The sequence below is a fragment of the Desulfonatronovibrio magnus genome, from assembly GCF_000934755.1.
Lineage (GTDB): Bacteria > Desulfobacterota > Desulfovibrionia > Desulfovibrionales > Desulfonatronovibrionaceae > Desulfonatronovibrio > Desulfonatronovibrio magnus.
Window position 1 is genome coordinate 1 of sequence record NZ_KN882185.1, and the last position, 18194, is coordinate 18194.

The following is an 18194-nucleotide window of genomic DNA, read 5'->3' on the forward strand; positions in this document are numbered from 1 at the left end:
CAATCCTGGGGACGTTTTTCATGTTTAGCCATCGTGGTACTTCCTGGGTGCTGGATTGTTTTAAGCCAGTATCGCATGGTAGACGCAGGTACTCCCATATCTTTGGCGACCTGAGCTTGAGAATTAGAACCTGTAAGTACCATTTTGACTACATTTTCCTTAAAATGCAAAGAGTAAGACATTGAAATAACTCCTGCCCCTTGTGATATTAAAAATAGGATGAAAGAGATATTTGGCTCCAAGAGGAGGCCCCCCGGGGGGCCTCCTCTTGGCCCTCCCTCAAAATTCATCCAAGGCGACATCTATCCTGACACATGGGGGACAGTCTTGACAATCTGGGAACCCAGGCCGAACAGATTGGCAGAATAATGAACGTTATTGAAGACATAGCAGATCAGACCAATCTTTTGGCTTTAAATGCAGCCATTGAGGCAGCGAGAGCCGGTGATGCCGGAAGGGGTTTTGCCGTAGTTGCAGACGAGGTTCGAAAACTAGCTGAAAAGACCATGAATGCCACCAAAGAAGTAGGGACAGCCATACAAACTATTCAAGAAGGTGCAAAGACTAATATTGAAGGCATGGACAGAGCTGTAACCGCTGTAGAAGAAGCTACTGCAATGGTAAACAAATCCGGTGAGTCCCTGAAAAATATTGTCCAGCTTGCCCGGGAAGTCGCTGAACAGGTCAGTTCAATTGCTACGGCAACGGAAGAACAGTCATCAGCGAGCGAAGAGGTAAATAGAAGCATAGATGATATTAATCGCATAGCAAGTGAAACCGCTGATGTCATGGATCAGTCAGCCCAGGCTATTGGTGAACTGGCGAGCCAGGCAAGCGAACTTCAGAAATTGATAGAAAATTTAAAACAGGCCTGATGAATTGGTCTACAGGTTGAACCTTACTCTCAGAGAAATGATACACTTTTTGTAACTTGTCCACTGCTCCCAGATTCCAGCCTGGGAACAGTTTGAGGTTTTATTATGTCTGATCCAAACAGTTTTTTCGACCCACATGACATCCTGATGGATGCGCCCATCGGCATCTTCACGTCCACTCCGGAAGACCGATTTTTATCAGCCAATAAGGCTATGGCTCAGATGCTCGGATATGATTCCCCAGAAAAACTGATTGAGTCGATCACTGATATCGCCAGTCAAGTCTATGCTAATCCATCTGACAGGAAAGACTACATGAGACGCATGGAGAAAAAAGGTAAACTGGTTAACCGTGAATACCGCTTTCGCCGTCGTAACGGACAATTTTTCTGGGTTTTAGCAAATGCTCGTGCAATACGAGATCATGAGAACAATGTGATTGCATATCAGGGTTTTTATCAGGATATCACTGCTCGAAAGACTGCAGAAGAGCATCTCCAAAATATATTAGAGGCTACCAATGATGGCATTTGGGACTACAATCTGGACAGCGGCGAATTTCAATGCTCGGAACGCTTTTCTGAAATGCTTGGTTATGAACAAAATGAAATAAATAATTACGGTTGTTTCTGTGCTGACAACATTCACCCTGATGATGAAATGAGATTTCAGCAGGCCTTTGAAGACTACCTCAATGGCCGTAAGTCTTCCTACGAACTTGAATTTCGTCTTAAAAACAAAAAAGGGGATTATCAATGGATATACACCCGCGGGCGGGCTTTGGAGCGTGACTCTCAGGGCAAGGTATTGCGTGTGATTGGTGCACACACAGACATCCATAAGCGTAAGATGGCTGAACAGGAAAAAATAGCTCTGGCGGCATTTGTTGAAAATAACAATGACATTATTGTAGTCAAGGACTTGGATTGCAGAGTTATTGCGACAAATATGGCCTTTGTACGTGCTGCTGGTCGGCATTCAGTATCAGAAATGATTGGTAAGAATGATGCAGAGATTTTTCGTGTTTCTTCAGACTCTGAACCAGTCAATTCTTATAGACAGGACGATTTAAAGGCTATGCAGCTGAAGCGTGGAGAAATTATTACCCGAGAGGAACCCGTCATTTTTCCAGGTGGTGTAAAGCGCACTTTTTTGACCAAAAAATTCCCTATTGCAGATTCAAAAGCCAAAACTTTTGCCATTGGGATCATATCATCTGACATTACTGAATTCAAACAGGCACAAAAAGCCTTGATTCAAGCTAAAGAGCAGGCCGAAGAAAGTGAAAGAAAATACCGACTAATTGGGGAAAATACATCAGATGGAATTGTTCTTTTTAATTCTGATTATCAAATCGGTTATGCTTCACCTGCCTATTTAAAGCAGTTAGGTTACAACTCTGATGAGATCCTTGCTCTAAAAACAGAAGATATTTATGAGTCTATTCATCCTGAGGATAGGCATATATTTCCAGAAATTTACAAGGCAATTTCAGAAAAAAAACAGGAACTGCTTTATTCTTTTCGAATAAAGCATAAAAAAGGTCACTATATTTGGCGAGAAGATAATGCCAGGTTTAATTATGATTCCAACAAGAACTACTTAGGTGCATATGTAATTTGCAGGGATATAACTGAAAGAAAATTACAAGAGCATGATCTAATAAATGCCAAGAAAGAGGCCGAAGCTGCCAACCTGGCCAAGAGCGAATTCCTGGCAAACATGAGCCATGAGATTAGAACTCCCCTGAACGGAATAATGGGAACGATGCAGTTATTATTATCAACAGGCCTGAGTCAGGAACAGGAGAAACTGGTCAACCTGGGAAATGTTTCAGCCGAAAGACTGACCCAGCTGTTGTCAGATATTCTGGACCTTTCCAGTCTTGATGCTGGAAAAATGATCATCCGGGAAAAAGAGTTCAGCTTTAAAAATATTTGTGATTCATTAAATGATCTCTATGCCATTCCTGCCCGAGAAAAAGGAATTGAATTTGACTGTTCTCTTGACTCTTCCCTTCCGGCAAAAATTATAGGCGACGACACCAGAGTGCAGCAGGTGCTTTTTAACCTTGTGGGCAATGCTGTAAAATTTACTGAGAATGGCAGTGTCAGTCTGAATATATCTCCAGTATTACAGCAAAATGGCCATAAGCGTATTTTATTTTCCATTACTGATACCGGTACAGGCATCCCTGAAGATAAGTTAGACAAGCTGTTTCATCCTTTTACCCAGGCGGATGGATCCATGACCAGACAGTATCAGGGTGCAGGTCTTGGCCTGGTCATAGTTCGACGGCTGGTCAACATGATGGGCGGCAATATTTCTGTGGAAAGCGAGCCAGGTCGAGGAACCACCATGCATGTGGTTCTGCCCTTCAAAATACCTGAAAATGCACCTTCTGTGGATGTTCATGCAAAAGTTCAGCCAGCCGGAAAAACAGGCAGCTTGAATATTCTTCTGGCTGAAGATGATCCCATCAACCAGATGCTCATCAAAAGAATGCTGGAGAAAGACGGACAAAAAGTGACTCTTGCCGAAAATGGTAAGGAGGCAGTGGACATGATACAGGAAAAAGAATTCGACTGCATCCTTATGGACATTCAGATGCCGGTCATGACCGGAGTTGAAGCAACACGGGTAATCCGGGAGTCAACTACCATAGGGGCAAAGAAAGATATTCCCATCATAGCAGTAACTGCTCATACCCAGCCAGGCGACAGGGAAAAGTTCCTGGAGGCCGGAATGGATGAGTACATCGGCAAACCTGTTAATAGGGAGGACTTTCAGAGGGTGTTTAATCGACTTTTTTCTTTAAGCAACAATGCTAAATCTTCAGGTAACCTTTAGAATCAATGATGTTTCCCTCCATTGTTCAGTAACTTACCGTTTCAATCCGGTAGAAAAAAACAAGCAATTTATTGAATCTTGTCATCCTTCATCCTTCATCCTTAATCCTTAATCCTTAATCCTTCAGCTTTCAGCTTTCAGCTTCCAATCAAAAGACTCCTAAAAGCTGCAATGCAATATTTGAATAAGACCGTGCCCCTGTGATCAAGGCTAAAGCTGAATTTATCAAATTTCAAAACAACACGCTCTCTGGTTGAACAGATGAACCAGGCACTTGGAGCAGTGAGTCTGGCCTCGCACCAGGTGGGAGCAGGGTCGGTCCAAATTTCTGACGCCAGCCAGTCCCTGTCCCAGGGGGCCACCGAGTCCGCGGCCAGCCTGGAGCAGATTTCTTCGAGCATGACTGAAATTGGATCCCAGGCCAAATTGAATGCCGACAATGCTCAGCAGGCCAGTCAGCTTGCGGCCGAAGCAAGGTCAGCAGTTGACAAGGGTGGGCAACGAATGGGTGAGATGGTTGCGGCTATGGGAGAAATCAAGGCTTCCAGCCAGCAGATAGCCAAGATTATTAAGACCATTGATGAAATAGCTTTTCAAACTAATCTTTTGGCTCTTAACGCAGCAGTTGAGGCTGCCCGGGCCGGGCAGCACGGTAAGGGATTTGCTGTAGTGGCAGAGGAGGTCGGTTCCCTGGCTGCCCGCAGCGCCAGAGCAGCCAAGGAAACTGAGGAGTTGATTGAGTCTTCCAATGAAAAGGTGGAAAACGGTGCGGACATTGCCAATCAGACCGCCGAGGCATTGAGCGAAATAGCTTCCGGGATCACCAAGGCTGCGGATCTGGTGGCTGAAATTGCTGCGGCCAGCACGGAACAGGCCCGGGGCGTGTCCGAGGTGAGCCAGGGACTGGAGCAGATCGACGACGTGACCCAAAAGAACACGGCCCATGCAGAAGAAACTGCTTCCGCAGCCGAGGAGCTGTCAGCTCAGGCCAGAGATCTGCAAGAAATGCTGGCCCGGTTCCGGCTGAAGGACGAAGGACAGCAGGCAACCGGCCAAGCTCACAACACCACCACTTCGGCTGCCAGGTTTCCGGTCCGCCATGAATGGGGCGGAGTTTCGCAGCCGAAAGCGGACCGCCGCGAAGTCGTGGACCCAAGCCGGGAAATAGCGCTGGATGACAAGGAATTCGGGAAATTCTGAGCGGCGGGCGTGGGCATTCCGGAAGACAAGCTTTCAAGCCTGTTCGCGCCCTTTGTCCAGGTGGAAGGGTCCTACACCCGCAAATACCAGGGAGCGGGTCTGGGCTTGGCCGTTGTTAAGAAGCTGGTGGATCAGCTGGGCGGGAATATCTCAGTGGAAAGTACTGAGGGCGAAGGGACAGCAGTGCATGTGACCCTTCCATTCATGCTGTCCAAGACTAAAGGAGTAAAAAATGGTTGAACAAGATCTGATTGACAGTTTTACCTCAGAAACATGTGACCTTTTGGACGAAGTGGAACCCAAGCTCATTGAATTGATCCAGGATGGCGATTCCTGTGCAATAAATCAAGAGACACTTAATGCTGTATTCAGGCTTTTTCACTCCATGAAAGGAAGCGCCAGATTTTTAGGGCTGACAAATATAAGTGGTGTAACCCATGAAGCTGAAACGCTGTTGGATTTATTTAGAAAAAGCGGAAAAGCACTGCAAAATGAACATGTAACAGGTCTTTGCCTCAGCATTGATTTTATCCGATCTCTGCTTGAGAACATTGCTCTGCAAGGATCGGATTCAGGCCGGGAAGATGAAACACATGCTATAATAAAGCAATTACAGGATATGATTTCAGGGATGAAATCAGTTTCAGAAACTAATCATATCCAACAGGATAATGGTGAGAAGAAAGAATCTGCCACGGAAGAAGATCATGCAGATGGAGTAAATATAAATTACCCAGGTCAGGTTTCTATAGAGAAAGACTTGCCTGAGGTCAAAATTACATCCGCTATGCGCAAGTCTTATTCACAGGAATGTGAAGAATTGATTGATCAGGCTGAAACAGCCATGCTCAATGCACAAATTAATAAGGATCAGGATGTCTCAGACGATCTCGGGTCTGCTTTCCGAGCTTTGCACAGTATAAAGGGCAACAGTGGATTCATGGGGTTCCCGCATATGGAGCGTCTGGCCCATAGAATGGAGACAGCTCTGGACTTGATGCGCAATGGTCAAAGGCAAGTTGGGGATGAAGGAATCGGAGTGCTGCTCAAGCTGATTGATGTTTTGCGAGAAGCTAATTCATCAATTTCTTCAGGTGCAACAGGGGAAATCAAAGGCTTGGACCTGTACTTGGAATTGCTGGATGATATTTTGCCAGTTAGTTCTGATAATGGTTCACCTGCATTGCAGTCAGACATGCCATCTCCTGAACGGCCTGCTTTTACTCCGGAAAAACCTGCGCCAAAATCTTCCACTCCATTACAACCGGTAAAAGTCCGCCAGGATATCAGGGTAGATATCCATAAACTGGATGCTCTGATCAATCTGGTGGGTGAACTGGTTATCGCTGAATCAATGGTAACCCGTCATCCTCATGTAGCTGGTATTGAATGTGAGGGCCTTGAACGGGCTACGCATATGCTGCGTCGAGTCTCCCGTGATCTGCAGGACGTGGTCATGTCTGCCCGTATGATTCCCTTAGCTGGAACATTTCGCAAGATGATCCGTCTGGTTCACGACCTGGCCGGCAAGTCCGGCAAACAGATTGAACTGAAGCTCGTGGGTGAGGGTACAGAGGTGGACAAGACCGTTATCGAACAGATAGGCGATCCCCTGGTGCACATCATACGCAATGCTGCAGACCATGGAATCGAGACCCCGGAGGAGCGTTGCCGGGCCGGCAAGGATGAGCAGGCAAGCATCACCATTGAGGGTCGTCACGAGGGCGGCGAGGTATGGATCCTGATCAGCGATGACGGTCGTGGTTTAAACCGGGAGCGCATCCTTGACAAGGCCCGGGAAAATTCTCTCGTGGGTGAAGACACCCATGAATGGAAGGATGAGCAGGTTTTTCGGCTGATCTTTGAACCAGGTTTTTCCACAGCAGAAAAAGTCACTGATGTTTCCGGGCGTGGGGTGGGCATGGATGTGGTTAAGAAAAATATTGAAAAGCTAAAAGGCCGAATTGATATTCGCAGCAGGCCTGGTCAGGGAAGTACGTTTATCCTGCGTATTCCCCTTACTCTGGCTATTATCGAGGGAATGGTGGTCAGAGTAGGAGAAGCCAGGTACACCATTCCACTGCTGACAATTAAAGAATCTTTCAGGCCTGAACCTTCCTGGATAAATGTTACACCTGACGGTCAGGAAGCAGTCCGTATCCGAGACGAATTCCACCCAATACTGCGTTTGCACCGACGTTTTAACATGAACCCGGACAACACAGAGATCCACAAGGGCATACTGATCCTTGTGGAATGCGACAGGCGGATCATTGCTTTGTTTGTGGACGAGATTCTGGGCCGTCAGGAAACTGTGATCAAGGGTCTTTCAGACTATCTCGAACACTCTCCTGGCATATCTGGTTGTACCATCCTTGGAGACGGTCAGGTCAGTCTGATTCTGGACGTGGCCGGTCTGGTGGAAGAACGAGGTGAATGAGGTGCAGCCACAACCTGTTTTGAGTGCATAGACAGGTGCGGAGTTTACTGGCAGATATCGCTTTAAACACGATTTTTTTATGAGCAAAGGAGAACATGATATGGGGTTACAGGTTGACTATAGAATTAAACTTGCTCTTGCTATTTTTTTGCCGGTTCTTTTTTTTGCTATTCAGTCATGGCAATCATTGTCTGGCAACTTGCGTGAAAGGGCAGTCTTGCAAGAGATGGATGCTAATATCAAATTTTTAAATGTAACTTCAGATTTTGTTCGTGAACTGCAGATTGAGCGGGGAATTTCGGGTCTGGCCCTGTCAGGCGGAGCTGAGCGAGGAATAGTTTTAAGCAGGCGAGACCAAACCGATTCAGCAGCTAATATATTCATAAAACAGGCAAGCTCGGCCAGGATTGCTTCTGATCCAGTTGAGTCGGCCAACAGTCTTGTTTCTGATTTGCGCAATGCCCGGCAGGGATTTGATGCCGGCCATGAGGCTTCAGTTGTGCTTGCCGCTTATACCAGGATTATCAGGGATGCCCTGAGCCTGGCCGGTGAAACAGCAGACGCCAGAACGGCTCGAGGACTTGGTAAAAGAATGAGCGGATTGATTTTGCTGGAAGAAGGTCGTGAAAACGCTGGTTTGTTGCGGGCAAACCTCAGTCGCAGTGTGGCTGCGCCGGACGCTCTGGATCAGGGTCGGTTGCTGCTTTTGGCCCGTTTGCTGGCTGGAGTGGAGGCTAACCTGAACAGCCCGGCACTGGCTTTGGGTGGAGAGGCGGTCATTGCTTTGGAGACAGTTCGGCAAAGTCCTACCTGGATAGAGATCAGCACTATGACAGAAGACTTGATCGGTGGAAAAGAGGTTTTCGAACTAAATGGACTCCAGACCTTTGACCTGGTGACCCGGTATGTGGACGCCATCGGACAGATTATTACACTGGAACAGGATGCGATTGCTGTTCGTGCCCAGGGATTTATTGCTGAAAGTGCCCGTGGCATGACAATGACTATGGGTATGCTCGGTCTGGCAGTTCTTGCTTCAATTGTTTTGGGTTTACTGGTGCTGCGTGGATTTAGTTCTTCCCTCTACAGGATGCGCGAGATCTGCGGGCAAATGGCTGCAGGCGATTTAAATCTTAGTATGAAAGTTAGCGGCAAGGACGATATTGCCAGAACCGGCCATGAGCTGAACCGAATGATTGCGAGTTTACAGGATAAAAAACGCCTGGCTGAGCAGATTGTTCAGGGTGATTTAACAGGTTCTGTGAAGGTTCTTTCTGATCAAGATGCCCTGGGTAAGGCCCTTCGGGAAATGGTTGAGCGTATGAATGAATCTCTGTCCAAAGTTACTGAAGCATCTATGCAGGTTGGCTCCGGGGCTGTACAGATATCAGATGCCAGCCAGTCTTTGTCGCAGGGGGCTACAGAGTCTGCAGCCAGTCTGGAACAAATTTCTTCGTCCATGAATCAAATTGGGTCCCAGGCCAAACTGAATGCTGATAATGCACAGCAAGCCAACTGCCTTGCGGCTGAAGCCCGAGATGCTGTGGAAAAGGGCAGCCAACGAATGGATGAGATGGTTGAGGCAATGGGTGAGATCAAGGCTTCCAGTCAGCAGATCGCCAAGATTATCAAGACCATCGATGAGATTGCCTTTCAGACCAACCTGCTTGCTCTCAATGCAGCTGTGGAGGCTGCCCGGGCCGGAAGGCACGGTAAGGGATTTGCGGTGGTGGCTGAAGAAGTTCGTTCTCTCGCGGCTCGCAGCGCCAGAGCGGCTAAAGAGACTGAAGAACTGATTGAATCGTCCAACATCAAGGTGGAGCATGGAGCGGCCATTGCTAATCAGACTGCTGAGGCGCTTAGTGAGATAGCGAAAGGGATTACCAAGGCTTCTGATCTTGTGGCCGAAATAGCTGCAGCAAGTACTGAACAGGCTCGTGGTGTGATGGAGGTGGGGCAGGGGCTTGAGCAGATCGACGATGTTACTCAGAAAAACACGGCCCATGCAGAGCAAACAGCATCTGCAGCAGAGGAATTGTCAGGCCAGACCAGGGAGCTTCAGGAAATGCTGGCCTGGTATAGACTCAAAAATAACCATGAGCAAACCAGCGCCAGGGAACAATCGGTCGTAAATGGTCAGGCCAGGCAAGGCATGAGTTTTCCAGCTCATAGACAATGGGCTGGAGTACAGGGCCAGCCGGTGGATCGACAGCGCGTGGTGAATCCAAGCCAGGAAATCCCATTAGATGACAGGGAGTTTGGGAAATATTAATCAGGGCGACCCTGGATGTTCGCCCCTGGTCCTTAAGTTCCCGCGCAGCAGCATGGGAAATACAAACTAATGCGGGCTGTGCCCACAACCCAATTTAAACATGAAGCGTTAAGTTTAGGCGATAACTTTACTTTTCAGGCTGAAGGCTGAAGGCTGAAGACTGAAGACTGAAGACTGAAGGCGGGAGGCTTAAGGCTTAAGGCTGAAGACTGACAAGATTAAATAAATTGCTTGTTTTTTTCTACCGGGTTGAAACGGTAAGTTATTACTAAAATGGAGTGCACTATGAATAAGACTGACTTGATGGAAGACGAGGTATACGGTGAGCATGAGGATACCCTGTCCAGCCGCTACCTGACATTTTGTCTCGGTGACGAGGATTATGGTATCGAGATCTGCTATGTGACCGAAATCGTGGTGGTGCAAAAAATAACCGAAGTTCCTGACATGCCTGAATTTGTTAAGGGAGTGATCAATCTTCGCGGACAGGTAATTCCAGTTATGGACGTCCGGTTACGCTTCAATATGCCGGCTCGTGAATATGATGAGCGAACCTGTGTCATTGTAGTGGATATCAACAGTAGCGTGGTAGGTTTGATCGTGGATACTGTGCAGGAAGTTCGGGAAATTTTGCCGGAGAATGTGTCACCCCCTCCACTGTTAAGCCAGTCCGAAAAGACTCGTTATATATTGGGCATGGGAAAAGTGGGTGAGGATGTTAACATTCTTTTGGATGTTGGCAAGTTATTGCGAGATGATGAGATTGCGGCCCTGCAGAACCATGAAGCCTGATGTTACAATCAGCAGAATGACAGTTTGAAATTCCAAGAAGCGCTTAGATCCAAATTGTCCGCCTATGCAGTTAAGACTCGTGATCGGCGCAAGGAGTCTTAGAAATGAGTGAAAGCATTCAAACCAGTGATTATTATCTCCATCCTGGATACGTAAGTGTGCCTGCTGAGCCAACACGGCTGGCAGCTGTAGCTGCTTCCGGGGTTGTGGTGACTCTTTATGACGCTGGTCGCAGGTGTGGTGGCATGGGCCATTATATTCGTCCCATACGACAGGATGGTCTTTCAACCACTGTATTCGCTGCTCCGGCCATTGTAGTTATGGCAAAAATGCTGTTTGCAGCAGGATGTGAAGCCGGGAATCTGACAGCTTACATTTTCGGTGGCGCTGAAAATCCAGGGGCTGGACGGTACGTCCCCGGGTTGGGTCAGGAAAACGTGCAGGTTGGTGAGGAGGTGCTGGACAGGCTGGGGATTGCTTTGACAGGAAAGGATGTAGGCGGAACTATGGCTCGAAAAATATTATTTCATTCGGCCACAGGTGAGACCGTGGTAGCCAGGGTGGAAAAGGTCAGAGAAACTGACTGGTACCCAGACTTCAAGCTTATTCAGGAACAGGAGAGATCAGTATAATGAAGTGTGATACGAGAAAAGTCGATACTGGGCAAATGGCTTTGGGAACAGGATTTCCATGCACCCGTCTGTCCGACCATGATTTTCGGATCATTAGCGACCTGGTCCGGAAATGCTTTGGTATTCAATTGACGGAACAAAAGCGTTCCCTGGTGACCGGAAGGCTGCAGGGACTTCTGAGGGAAATGGATCTGCCGGATTTCAGTTCCTATTGCCGGCTTCTGGAAAAGGATACCAGTGGCCAGTTTCTTGATGCCTTGGCAAACCGTATTTCCACAAACCACACCTTTTTCTTCCGCGAACCCGAGCACTTTAATTTTATGCGCGAGACAATTCTCCCTGAGCTTAAAGCCAGGGGAGATAAAACAGGACACAAGGATTTGAGATTTTGGTGCGCTGCAGCATCAAGTGGCGAGGAACCTTATTCCATCATCATGACCATGCTGGACTATTTTGGATCAGAATATGACTGCTGGGATGCGGGACTCCTGGCCACGGATATATCGGCCAGAGCTCTTGAAAAGGCAATAGCTGGACAGTACTCCCAGGAACGGATTAAGGGTGTCTCATCGCCCCAGCTTAGAAAGTACTTTCAGAGGGAGGCAGGTGGGGACTGGACTGTTCGCCCTGACATCAGAAGAGAAATCACTTTCAGGCGTTTCAATTTGATGAACCAGCACTTTCCTTTTCGTCGCCCCTTTGATTTGATCTTTTGTAGAAATGTGATGATTTATTTTGATCAGCCCACAAGAGATGCACTGGTAACCAGAATGGCACGGTCTTTAATCCCGGGCGGGTATTTGTTTATTGGTCATTCCGAGAGCATCAGCCGGGCTCGCAAAGATTTTATTTACATAAAGCCTGCTGTTTATCAAAGGACGCACACATGATGAAAAAAATTCGGGTGCTCGTAGTGGACGATTCAGCTTTGGTCAGGGAAATACTGCGCCAGGGACTGGACGCGGACCCGCGCATCGAGGTTGTGGGGGTTGCTGGAGACCCATATCAGGCTCGGGACAAGATCGTGCATTTGCGCCCCGACGTGCTGACACTTGATGTGGAAATGCCCAGGATGGACGGGGTAGAGTTCCTGCGCCGGCTAATGCCTCAGTATCCTTTGCCGGTAGTAATGGTCAGTGCCCTTACTGAAAAAGGCAAGCAGATCACTCTGGACGCTTTAGAAGCCGGAGCTGTGGACTTTGTTTCCAAGCCCAAGGCGGATGTGGCTCGCGGCCTTAATGCAATGATGGATGAATTGCGTACCAAGGTGTACACGGCATCAAGGGCCAAAGTGGTACGATCGAAACGTTCAGCAGACCGGCCTGGACAGCGTATTGCTGCCCGCAGTCTGGCCGAGTCAACAGATAAAATTGTGGCTATAGGAGCTTCCACTGGCGGAACTGAAGCTATTCGCGAAGTGGTTACCCGTTTTCCAGCAAGCTTTCCAGGCGTGGTTATAGTTCAGCATATGCCCGCAGGATTCACCAGAAGATTTGCTGAACGTCTGAATGTCTTGAGCGCCATGGATGTCAAGGAAGCAGATGATAAGGACAGAATAAGACCCGGACGGATTCTGGTGGCACCCGGTGGAATGCATATGCGGGTTCAACGCTCCGGAGGCATCTACCTGGCCCGAGTCCAGAAAGGTATGCTAATCAATGGCCATTGTCCATCTGTGGAAGCCTTGTTTGAATCAGTGGCCGAACATGTTGGAAACAATGCTGTAGGCGTAATGCTTACTGGCATGGGTTCTGATGGAGCTGATGCCATGCTTCGAATGAGCGAGGCCGGGGCCAGATGCTATGCCCAGGACGAAGCCAGCAGCGTGGTTTTTGGTATGCCCAGGGAGGCCTATGCAAGGGGAGGGGCAGAGCGCCTCGTGCCACTGGATCGCATCGCGGACACTATTTCCGAAGCATTATATGCAATGGAGTCATAACATTCCATGGATAATATAATTGTTGGTATTGGTCAAATGGGTGCAGCAACCAGACCCGCAAAAAGAATTACTACCTATGCCCTTGGATCTTGCGTGGCAGCTATTGCTTTTGATCCTGAGGCACGTTTTGTCGGTCTGGTTCATATTGCCCTGCCAAGTTCATCCATTAATCCGGAAAAAGCCAGGGTCAGTCCCGGACATTTTGCTGATACAGGCTTGCCGGCTCTGCTCAAGTATATGCGTAAACTTGGGGCCAACGGTAACACTGCAAAGTATTTCTTTAAACTGGCCGGCGGAGCCAGTGTTTCAGATCCAAATAATGTTTTCAATGTGGGGCAGCGCAATATAACTGCAATTACCAGGATTCTCAAGAGTATGGACATGCGCATAGCCGCCAGTAATGTTGGAGAGCGCATCAGCAGGACTGTTAAAGTTGATGTATGCACAGGACGTGTTGTAATTTCATCACCTGGTCTACCAGATTGGAACTTATAACAAATAATTATACCACTTTTGCAAATAATAAAACAAAATACAACAAGCGAGCTTTTATGAGCATGCCTCTTAAAATAGCAGCGGCAGTCAAACAGGTTCCTCCCTTATCGGAAAGTGCCAGAAAACTCACTCAGGCCCTTGGGGATGGAAGGGTAAGCCTGGTGGAGATTGCGCGTATTGTCGAAACTGACCCCGGGTTAGCTGTCAGAGTGATGCAAACGGTAAACAGTCCTGCATTTGGACTAATGAAAAAAGTGGACTCCATAACTCGTGCGGTTTCCTTTCTGGGAGACAAGATTATATTAAGCCTTGCTTTAGATAGCAGCGCCGGTGATATGTATCATGCCCCTCTTGAAGGCTATGTGTCAGAGCAGGACGCCTTATGGAAGCACAGTCTGTACACTGCTATAAGTGCTCGCGAGGTTGCCAGGTTTGCCAGGACACAACTCAGCCCTGAAGCAGCATACACAGCCGGTCTTCTTCACGACATCGGCAAGGCAGTCATTGACCAGTGGTTGTCAGGGCAGGCTTCAGCACTGGTGGAGCAGGCAATGCGAGATCATGCTGATTACAATCATAAAGAGCAGGAAACAATAAATACCGACCACGCAGAAGTGGGAGCCTTGCTCATGATCAGATGGGAGCTGCCTGAAACACTCAGACATGCTGTTGCCTGGCATCACTCTCCGGGCATGGCTCCGGAAGAAAGCAGGCCACTTGCATATGCAGTTCACCTTGGGGATTATCTTGCCATGATGAACGGGGTTGGCACAGGAGTGGATACGTTAGTTTACTCGCTGGACAGCGGATACTCATCGTATTTTAATATAACCAGTCATAATCTGGAACTGATCAGTCTGGATAGCCAGCAGGAGTATCAACAGACCATTGATGCCCTGCAGTGTTGAATCTGGTAGATACCTTAGGAGACGAAGTATGAACAAAGATAAGATTATTCTCGTTGTTGATGATTTCTCAACCATGAGAAAAATTATCCGAGGAATTCTGAAAGAATTAAAATACAATACTATACTCGAAGCTGATGACGGAACAACTGCCTGGGAGATGCTTCAAAAGCATCGTGTTGACCTCATTATCTCTGACTGGAACATGCCGGCAATGTCCGGTATAAAATTTTTGCGCACGGTCAGATCCAGCGAAGAATTCTACGACATTCCCTTTATCATGGTCACTGCAGAAGGCTTGAAAGAAAATGTTGTTGAAGCCATTCAGGCCGGGGTATCCGGATATATTGTCAAGCCTTTTACTGCTGCAACTCTTGAGGCAAAGATGGATGATGCCTTCAGTAAGTAAAAGCAGGTGCATAAGGTTTTCAGGATTGCCCTGTTTCAAAATAATCATCTAAATTGACACTATAGAGACGTTTAATTTTCTTAGAGGCTCCACACCCGGGGGGCCGGGACTGGACTTGTGGGTAACTTTACGAGTCTGTCGCTTTTCTGGAAATTGGGACAGTCCCCGCAAGGTACTATAAAAAAGATTGATGCTGCATTGGTTCCTGGAAAAATTTGCATAAAGGAAAAAATTTACACAGCGAGGGACAGTCCCCCTCCGGGCTGTAAGTCTCCGAGCAGGAAGCTGTGCCAGGCGCAAGGTTCCCATCTTTGAGGGAAATTTTCTGGCAAATGTGCATCAATCATGAGCAAATAGTTGCTGAAAAACTGTCACCCACGAGGGAACCTAAGCGACCGAAGCAATCTGTATGGCAAAACCGTAAAGCCTTGATTTTATGGAATTTAAATTATGGTTCTTTAAAAATGCCACTATTATGACAATTTTGTATTAAAAATTTCTTAAAAATACTATGTTTTAGTTTGTTTACATTGTCTGAATTTTAAGTATTGTTGGAATTTGTGAAGTGATGGCTGGGACTTATGCCCTCACAACAAAAATCTGGCAGATGCCCTCCCTAAATAGTCTGCATAAAGCAAAGAAATGCAGATAACTCATAACTCGGTTCGGAGGAACATTGTGAAATCAATCCATCAGTCACTCAATGCCAAGGTCATGGTCTTTTTTGCAGGCATGTTTCTGCTTGTGCTTGGGGGCAGTTATCTGATCTATGTTCAGCAGAGTTCGGCCATATCTACGCAGATTCAGGAACAAAGCCATGCAATGATGGTTGAATCCTTGGAACAACAAATAGCCAACAAGACTGATGTTGGACTGACCAATGCGCTTTCCCTTGCATTATCCGGCCATACTGCTGAAATGGTCAGTAATATGGACCGGGCAGGCCTTGAGAACGAGTTTTCAGAGATACTGAGATACTTTTCAGGCCAGTCCAATTTTGGCGGCATTCGGGTGCAGATATTTAATCCTGATTTTTCCACGCTTCTGCGCAGCTGGAACCTTAGTAAGTATGGAGATACATCCGCTCCTGCGGCCCAGGTCTTAAGAGAAGTTCAGTCACAGGGTAAAGCTCTGGCTGCTTTTGTATCTGACCATGATGGTGTTTTTATTCGCGGTGCAGCACCAGTCAGGCATAAAGGTGAGCTTGCCGGGTATATTCAGTTTTTGCAGGGTATGGGCAGTGTTTCCAGAGACTATGAGGCAGAAGGAATGGAATATCTGCTCCTGGTGAACGACGCAGCAGTTTCTGAAGCACCGCAGCTCAGATCCAACCAGCGTGTAGGTGAAATGTGGGTGGCCAATGATAACTGGTTTTCAGAAGATGTAGTCAAGGCCATTTCTCTAATGGACCTGAGCAAATTTCAGGACTCTCCTTATATTATCGGCAACGAACGTTTTGCCATAGGAGCCCCCCTTGAGGATGTTTCAGGCAGGTTAACAGGTCTGCATGTTCTGGCTATGCCGCAGCAGGTTGTTGAGGCAAGAATCAGTGAGGCCATGCGTGCGGCAGTTATGGTAATATTTCTGCTGGCTCTGGTTTTTGTGGTTCTAAGTGGGGCAATGTTTATAATACTGCGCCGCGAAGTAGTGCTTCCTTTGCAGTCAATAAACGCATTTGCCGGAAAGATGTCTAAAGGCGACCTGACCACCAAGCTGTTCACAAAGCAGAAAGACGAGGTAGGACAAATGACTGCAGCACTGAATGAAATGGTAGACAGTCTTAGCACCAGGTTCAAAGAAATAAGCACTGCCATTTCAACTCTGGCCTCATCCTCAACCCAGCTCAACTCGATCTCCCGGGATATGACTCAAAGATCTGAGGAGACAGCTGGGAAATCAAATACTGTAGCAGCTGCAGCTGAAGAGCTGAGTGCCAATATGGGTTCTGTTGCCTCAGCCATGGAGCAGTCCGCAAACAATGTAAATACAGTATCAGTCGGTATTGAAGAAATGAGTGCTACTATTTCAGAGATTGCCCAGAATGCTGATAAAGCCAGGAGAATAACTGAAGAAGCTGTTCAGAAATCTAAAACTGGCTCTAAAAGGATAAGAAACCTTGGCACTGCAGCTCAAGACATCAGCAAGGTTACTGAAACCATAATGACCATTTCGTCCCAGACCAACCTTCTGGCTCTCAATGCCACCATAGAAGCAGCCAGGGCTGGTGAGGCCGGCAAGGGTTTTGCCGTGGTTGCCAATGAAATTAAAGAGTTGGCCCAGCAGACAGCCCAGGCCACTGAAGAGATTAAGGAAAAGATTCAGGGAATTCAGGATGCTGCAAACGAAACTGTAACTGAAAACCTTCAGATAGATAAAATCATTAATGATATTGATGAAATAATTTCTATGATCGCCGCTTCAGTGGAAGAACAAAATGTAACCACCAAAGATATTGCAGAAAATGTAAGCCAGGCCGCTGCAGGTATTCAGGAAGTGAATGCCAATGTAGCCCAGAGTTCCAATGTTACAGGAGATGTTGCCCGGGAGATTGCAGAAGTCAGCTCAAATGCCACAGAGATGAAAGATTCCAGCACCAGTGTTCAAAGTAGTTCTGATGAACTTTCTCTTTTGGCAGAAAAATTAAAAGAACTTATGTCTATGTTTAGGATTAAGATTTAAGTTTTAAGATTTAGTTTCCCCTCGTTCCCAGGCTCCAGCCTGGGAACGTTTTTCTCTTGCGGCTTCATCCACTTCTTCAAAATGTGGCTGGAGCCACAAAAAAAGAGGTAATAGCCTTAACACGAGATTGCTTCGCTTCGCTCGCAACAAGGATTGCCGCGCTCGCCCCAGTTGAATGGCTGCGCCTACACTGCGTGTATTCAACGAGGTAAAAAGACTCGCTCGCAATGACACCTGAGCTGACAGGGATGTGGTAGCTGAAAACCTGTCATTGCGAGGGAGCCTAAGCGACCGAAGCAATCTGTATCGTAAAACCGTAATGCTCTGAATTTATTGCATATACGTTTGTAGTTACTTAGAAGCGCTTCACCCGGCGGACCGGGACCGAACCTGTGAGTAACTGTCTTTAAAGTGGAGCCTGCATCCTGCAGGCTATTTAATTCCAGGCGGCTGGAAGCCGCCTCCACATTGAAGAACAGTCCCATATTTGAAAATTGGGACAGTCCCCGCGAGGTAATATAAAACAGATTGATACTGCATTGATTCCTGGAAAAATTTGCTTCAATGGAAAAATTTACACAGCGAGGGACAGTCCCTGTGCCAGGCGTAAAGTTCCCATCTTTGACGGAACTTTTCTGGAAATTGAGAATCAATCATATGTAAAAATCTTAAAATTATGAAAATTATAACCATCTGATTTTGTTGA

At 47.2% G+C, this 18194-nt stretch carries 14 protein-coding genes and 1 pseudogene; 14 read left to right on the forward strand and 1 reads right to left on the reverse strand.

Annotated elements, in window-relative coordinates:
• A partial coding sequence (locus LZ23_RS24840; protein ID WP_045217086.1) for a transposase occupies positions 1–182 on the reverse strand: 182 nt, incomplete at its 3' end.
• Between the two features lie 144 nt (positions 183–326).
• On the opposite strand from LZ23_RS24840, the pseudogene LZ23_RS20245 reads away from it, so the two are divergent.
• The 14 genes and pseudogenes from LZ23_RS20245 to LZ23_RS23010 all read left to right on the forward strand — a co-directional run.
• Positions 327–875 (forward strand): annotated as a pseudogene (locus LZ23_RS20245) (methyl-accepting chemotaxis protein); the annotation flags it as partial.
• A gap of 105 nt (positions 876–980) precedes the next feature.
• Complete coding sequence (locus LZ23_RS22995; RefSeq protein ID WP_052507558.1) at positions 981–3725, forward strand: PAS domain-containing hybrid sensor histidine kinase/response regulator; 2745 nt, start codon at positions 981–983, stop codon at positions 3723–3725.
• A 261-nt stretch (positions 3726–3986) separates the two neighbouring features.
• Entirely contained in the window at positions 3987–4925 is a 939-nt protein-coding gene (locus LZ23_RS20255; protein ID WP_084591161.1) for a methyl-accepting chemotaxis protein, read from the forward strand.
• Between the two features lie 9 nt (positions 4926–4934).
• Entirely contained in the window at positions 4935–5165 is a 231-nt protein-coding gene (locus tag LZ23_RS20260) for an ATP-binding protein (RefSeq protein ID WP_045217170.1), read from the forward strand.
• Positions 5158–7365 carry a chemotaxis protein CheA gene (locus tag LZ23_RS20265; protein WP_045217171.1) on the forward strand — a complete coding sequence of 736 codons (2208 nt, stop codon included), beginning with the start codon at positions 5158–5160 and terminating at the stop codon, positions 7363–7365. Before LZ23_RS20260 ends, LZ23_RS20265 begins: the two co-directional genes overlap by 8 nt.
• 100 nt (positions 7366–7465) lie before the next feature.
• On the forward strand, positions 7466–9637 hold the full coding sequence (locus tag LZ23_RS23005) for a methyl-accepting chemotaxis protein (RefSeq protein WP_052507561.1): 2172 nt from the start codon (positions 7466–7468) through the stop codon (positions 9635–9637).
• A 285-nt stretch (positions 9638–9922) separates the two neighbouring features.
• Positions 9923–10429: a chemotaxis protein CheW gene (locus tag LZ23_RS20275; RefSeq protein WP_045217173.1), complete on the forward strand. Its 507-nt coding sequence runs from the start codon at positions 9923–9925 to the stop codon at positions 10427–10429.
• 104 nt (positions 10430–10533) lie between these two features.
• Entirely contained in the window at positions 10534–11061 is a 528-nt protein-coding gene (locus LZ23_RS20280; RefSeq protein ID WP_045217174.1) for a chemotaxis protein CheD, read from the forward strand.
• Complete coding sequence (locus LZ23_RS20285) at positions 11061–11951, forward strand: CheR family methyltransferase (RefSeq protein WP_198146061.1); 891 nt, start codon at positions 11061–11063, stop codon at positions 11949–11951. Before LZ23_RS20280 ends, LZ23_RS20285 begins: the two co-directional genes overlap by 1 nt.
• Positions 11948–13000: a protein-glutamate methylesterase/protein-glutamine glutaminase gene (locus LZ23_RS20290; RefSeq protein WP_045217176.1), complete on the forward strand. Its 1053-nt coding sequence runs from the start codon at positions 11948–11950 to the stop codon at positions 12998–13000. The genes LZ23_RS20285 and LZ23_RS20290 overlap by 4 nt, the downstream gene beginning before the upstream one ends.
• A 6-nt stretch (positions 13001–13006) precedes the next feature.
• Positions 13007–13495: a chemotaxis protein CheD gene (locus tag LZ23_RS20295; protein WP_045217178.1), complete on the forward strand. Its 489-nt coding sequence runs from the start codon at positions 13007–13009 to the stop codon at positions 13493–13495.
• 56 nt (positions 13496–13551) lie between these two features.
• Positions 13552–14403, forward strand: coding sequence for an HDOD domain-containing protein (locus LZ23_RS20300; RefSeq protein ID WP_198146062.1), 852 nt, complete (start codon positions 13552–13554; stop codon positions 14401–14403).
• 28 nt (positions 14404–14431) lie between these two features.
• A complete protein-coding gene (locus tag LZ23_RS20305; protein WP_045217179.1) occupies positions 14432–14809 on the forward strand; it encodes a response regulator in 378 nt (125 codons plus the stop codon).
• Positions 14810–15487: 678 nt separating this feature from the next.
• Complete coding sequence (locus tag LZ23_RS23010; RefSeq protein WP_052507563.1) at positions 15488–17488, forward strand: methyl-accepting chemotaxis protein; 2001 nt, start codon at positions 15488–15490, stop codon at positions 17486–17488.
• Positions 17489–18194: the final 706 nt, after the last annotated feature.

Bases quoted from the DNA above. Each gene is read 5' to 3' on its own strand.
- LZ23_RS22995 (WP_052507558.1), top strand. From the start codon at position 981: ATGTCTGATCCAAACAGTTTTTTCGACCCACATGACATCCTGATGGAT.
- LZ23_RS20255 (WP_084591161.1), top strand. From the start codon at position 3,987: ATGAACCAGGCACTTGGAGCAGTGAGTCTGGCCTCGCACCAGGTGGGA.
- LZ23_RS20265 (WP_045217171.1), top strand. From the start codon at position 5,158: ATGGTTGAACAAGATCTGATTGACAGTTTTACCTCAGAAACATGTGAC.
- LZ23_RS23005 (WP_052507561.1), top strand. From the start codon at position 7,466: ATGGGGTTACAGGTTGACTATAGAATTAAACTTGCTCTTGCTATTTTT.
- LZ23_RS20275 (WP_045217173.1), top strand. From the start codon at position 9,923: ATGAATAAGACTGACTTGATGGAAGACGAGGTATACGGTGAGCATGAG.
- LZ23_RS20280 (WP_045217174.1), top strand. From the start codon at position 10,534: ATGAGTGAAAGCATTCAAACCAGTGATTATTATCTCCATCCTGGATAC.
- LZ23_RS20285 (WP_198146061.1), top strand. From the start codon at position 11,061: ATGAAGTGTGATACGAGAAAAGTCGATACTGGGCAAATGGCTTTGGGA.
- LZ23_RS20290 (WP_045217176.1), top strand. From the start codon at position 11,948: ATGATGAAAAAAATTCGGGTGCTCGTAGTGGACGATTCAGCTTTGGTC.
- LZ23_RS20295 (WP_045217178.1), top strand. From the start codon at position 13,007: ATGGATAATATAATTGTTGGTATTGGTCAAATGGGTGCAGCAACCAGA.
- LZ23_RS20300 (WP_198146062.1), top strand. From the start codon at position 13,552: ATGAGCATGCCTCTTAAAATAGCAGCGGCAGTCAAACAGGTTCCTCCC.
- LZ23_RS20305 (WP_045217179.1), top strand. From the start codon at position 14,432: ATGAACAAAGATAAGATTATTCTCGTTGTTGATGATTTCTCAACCATG.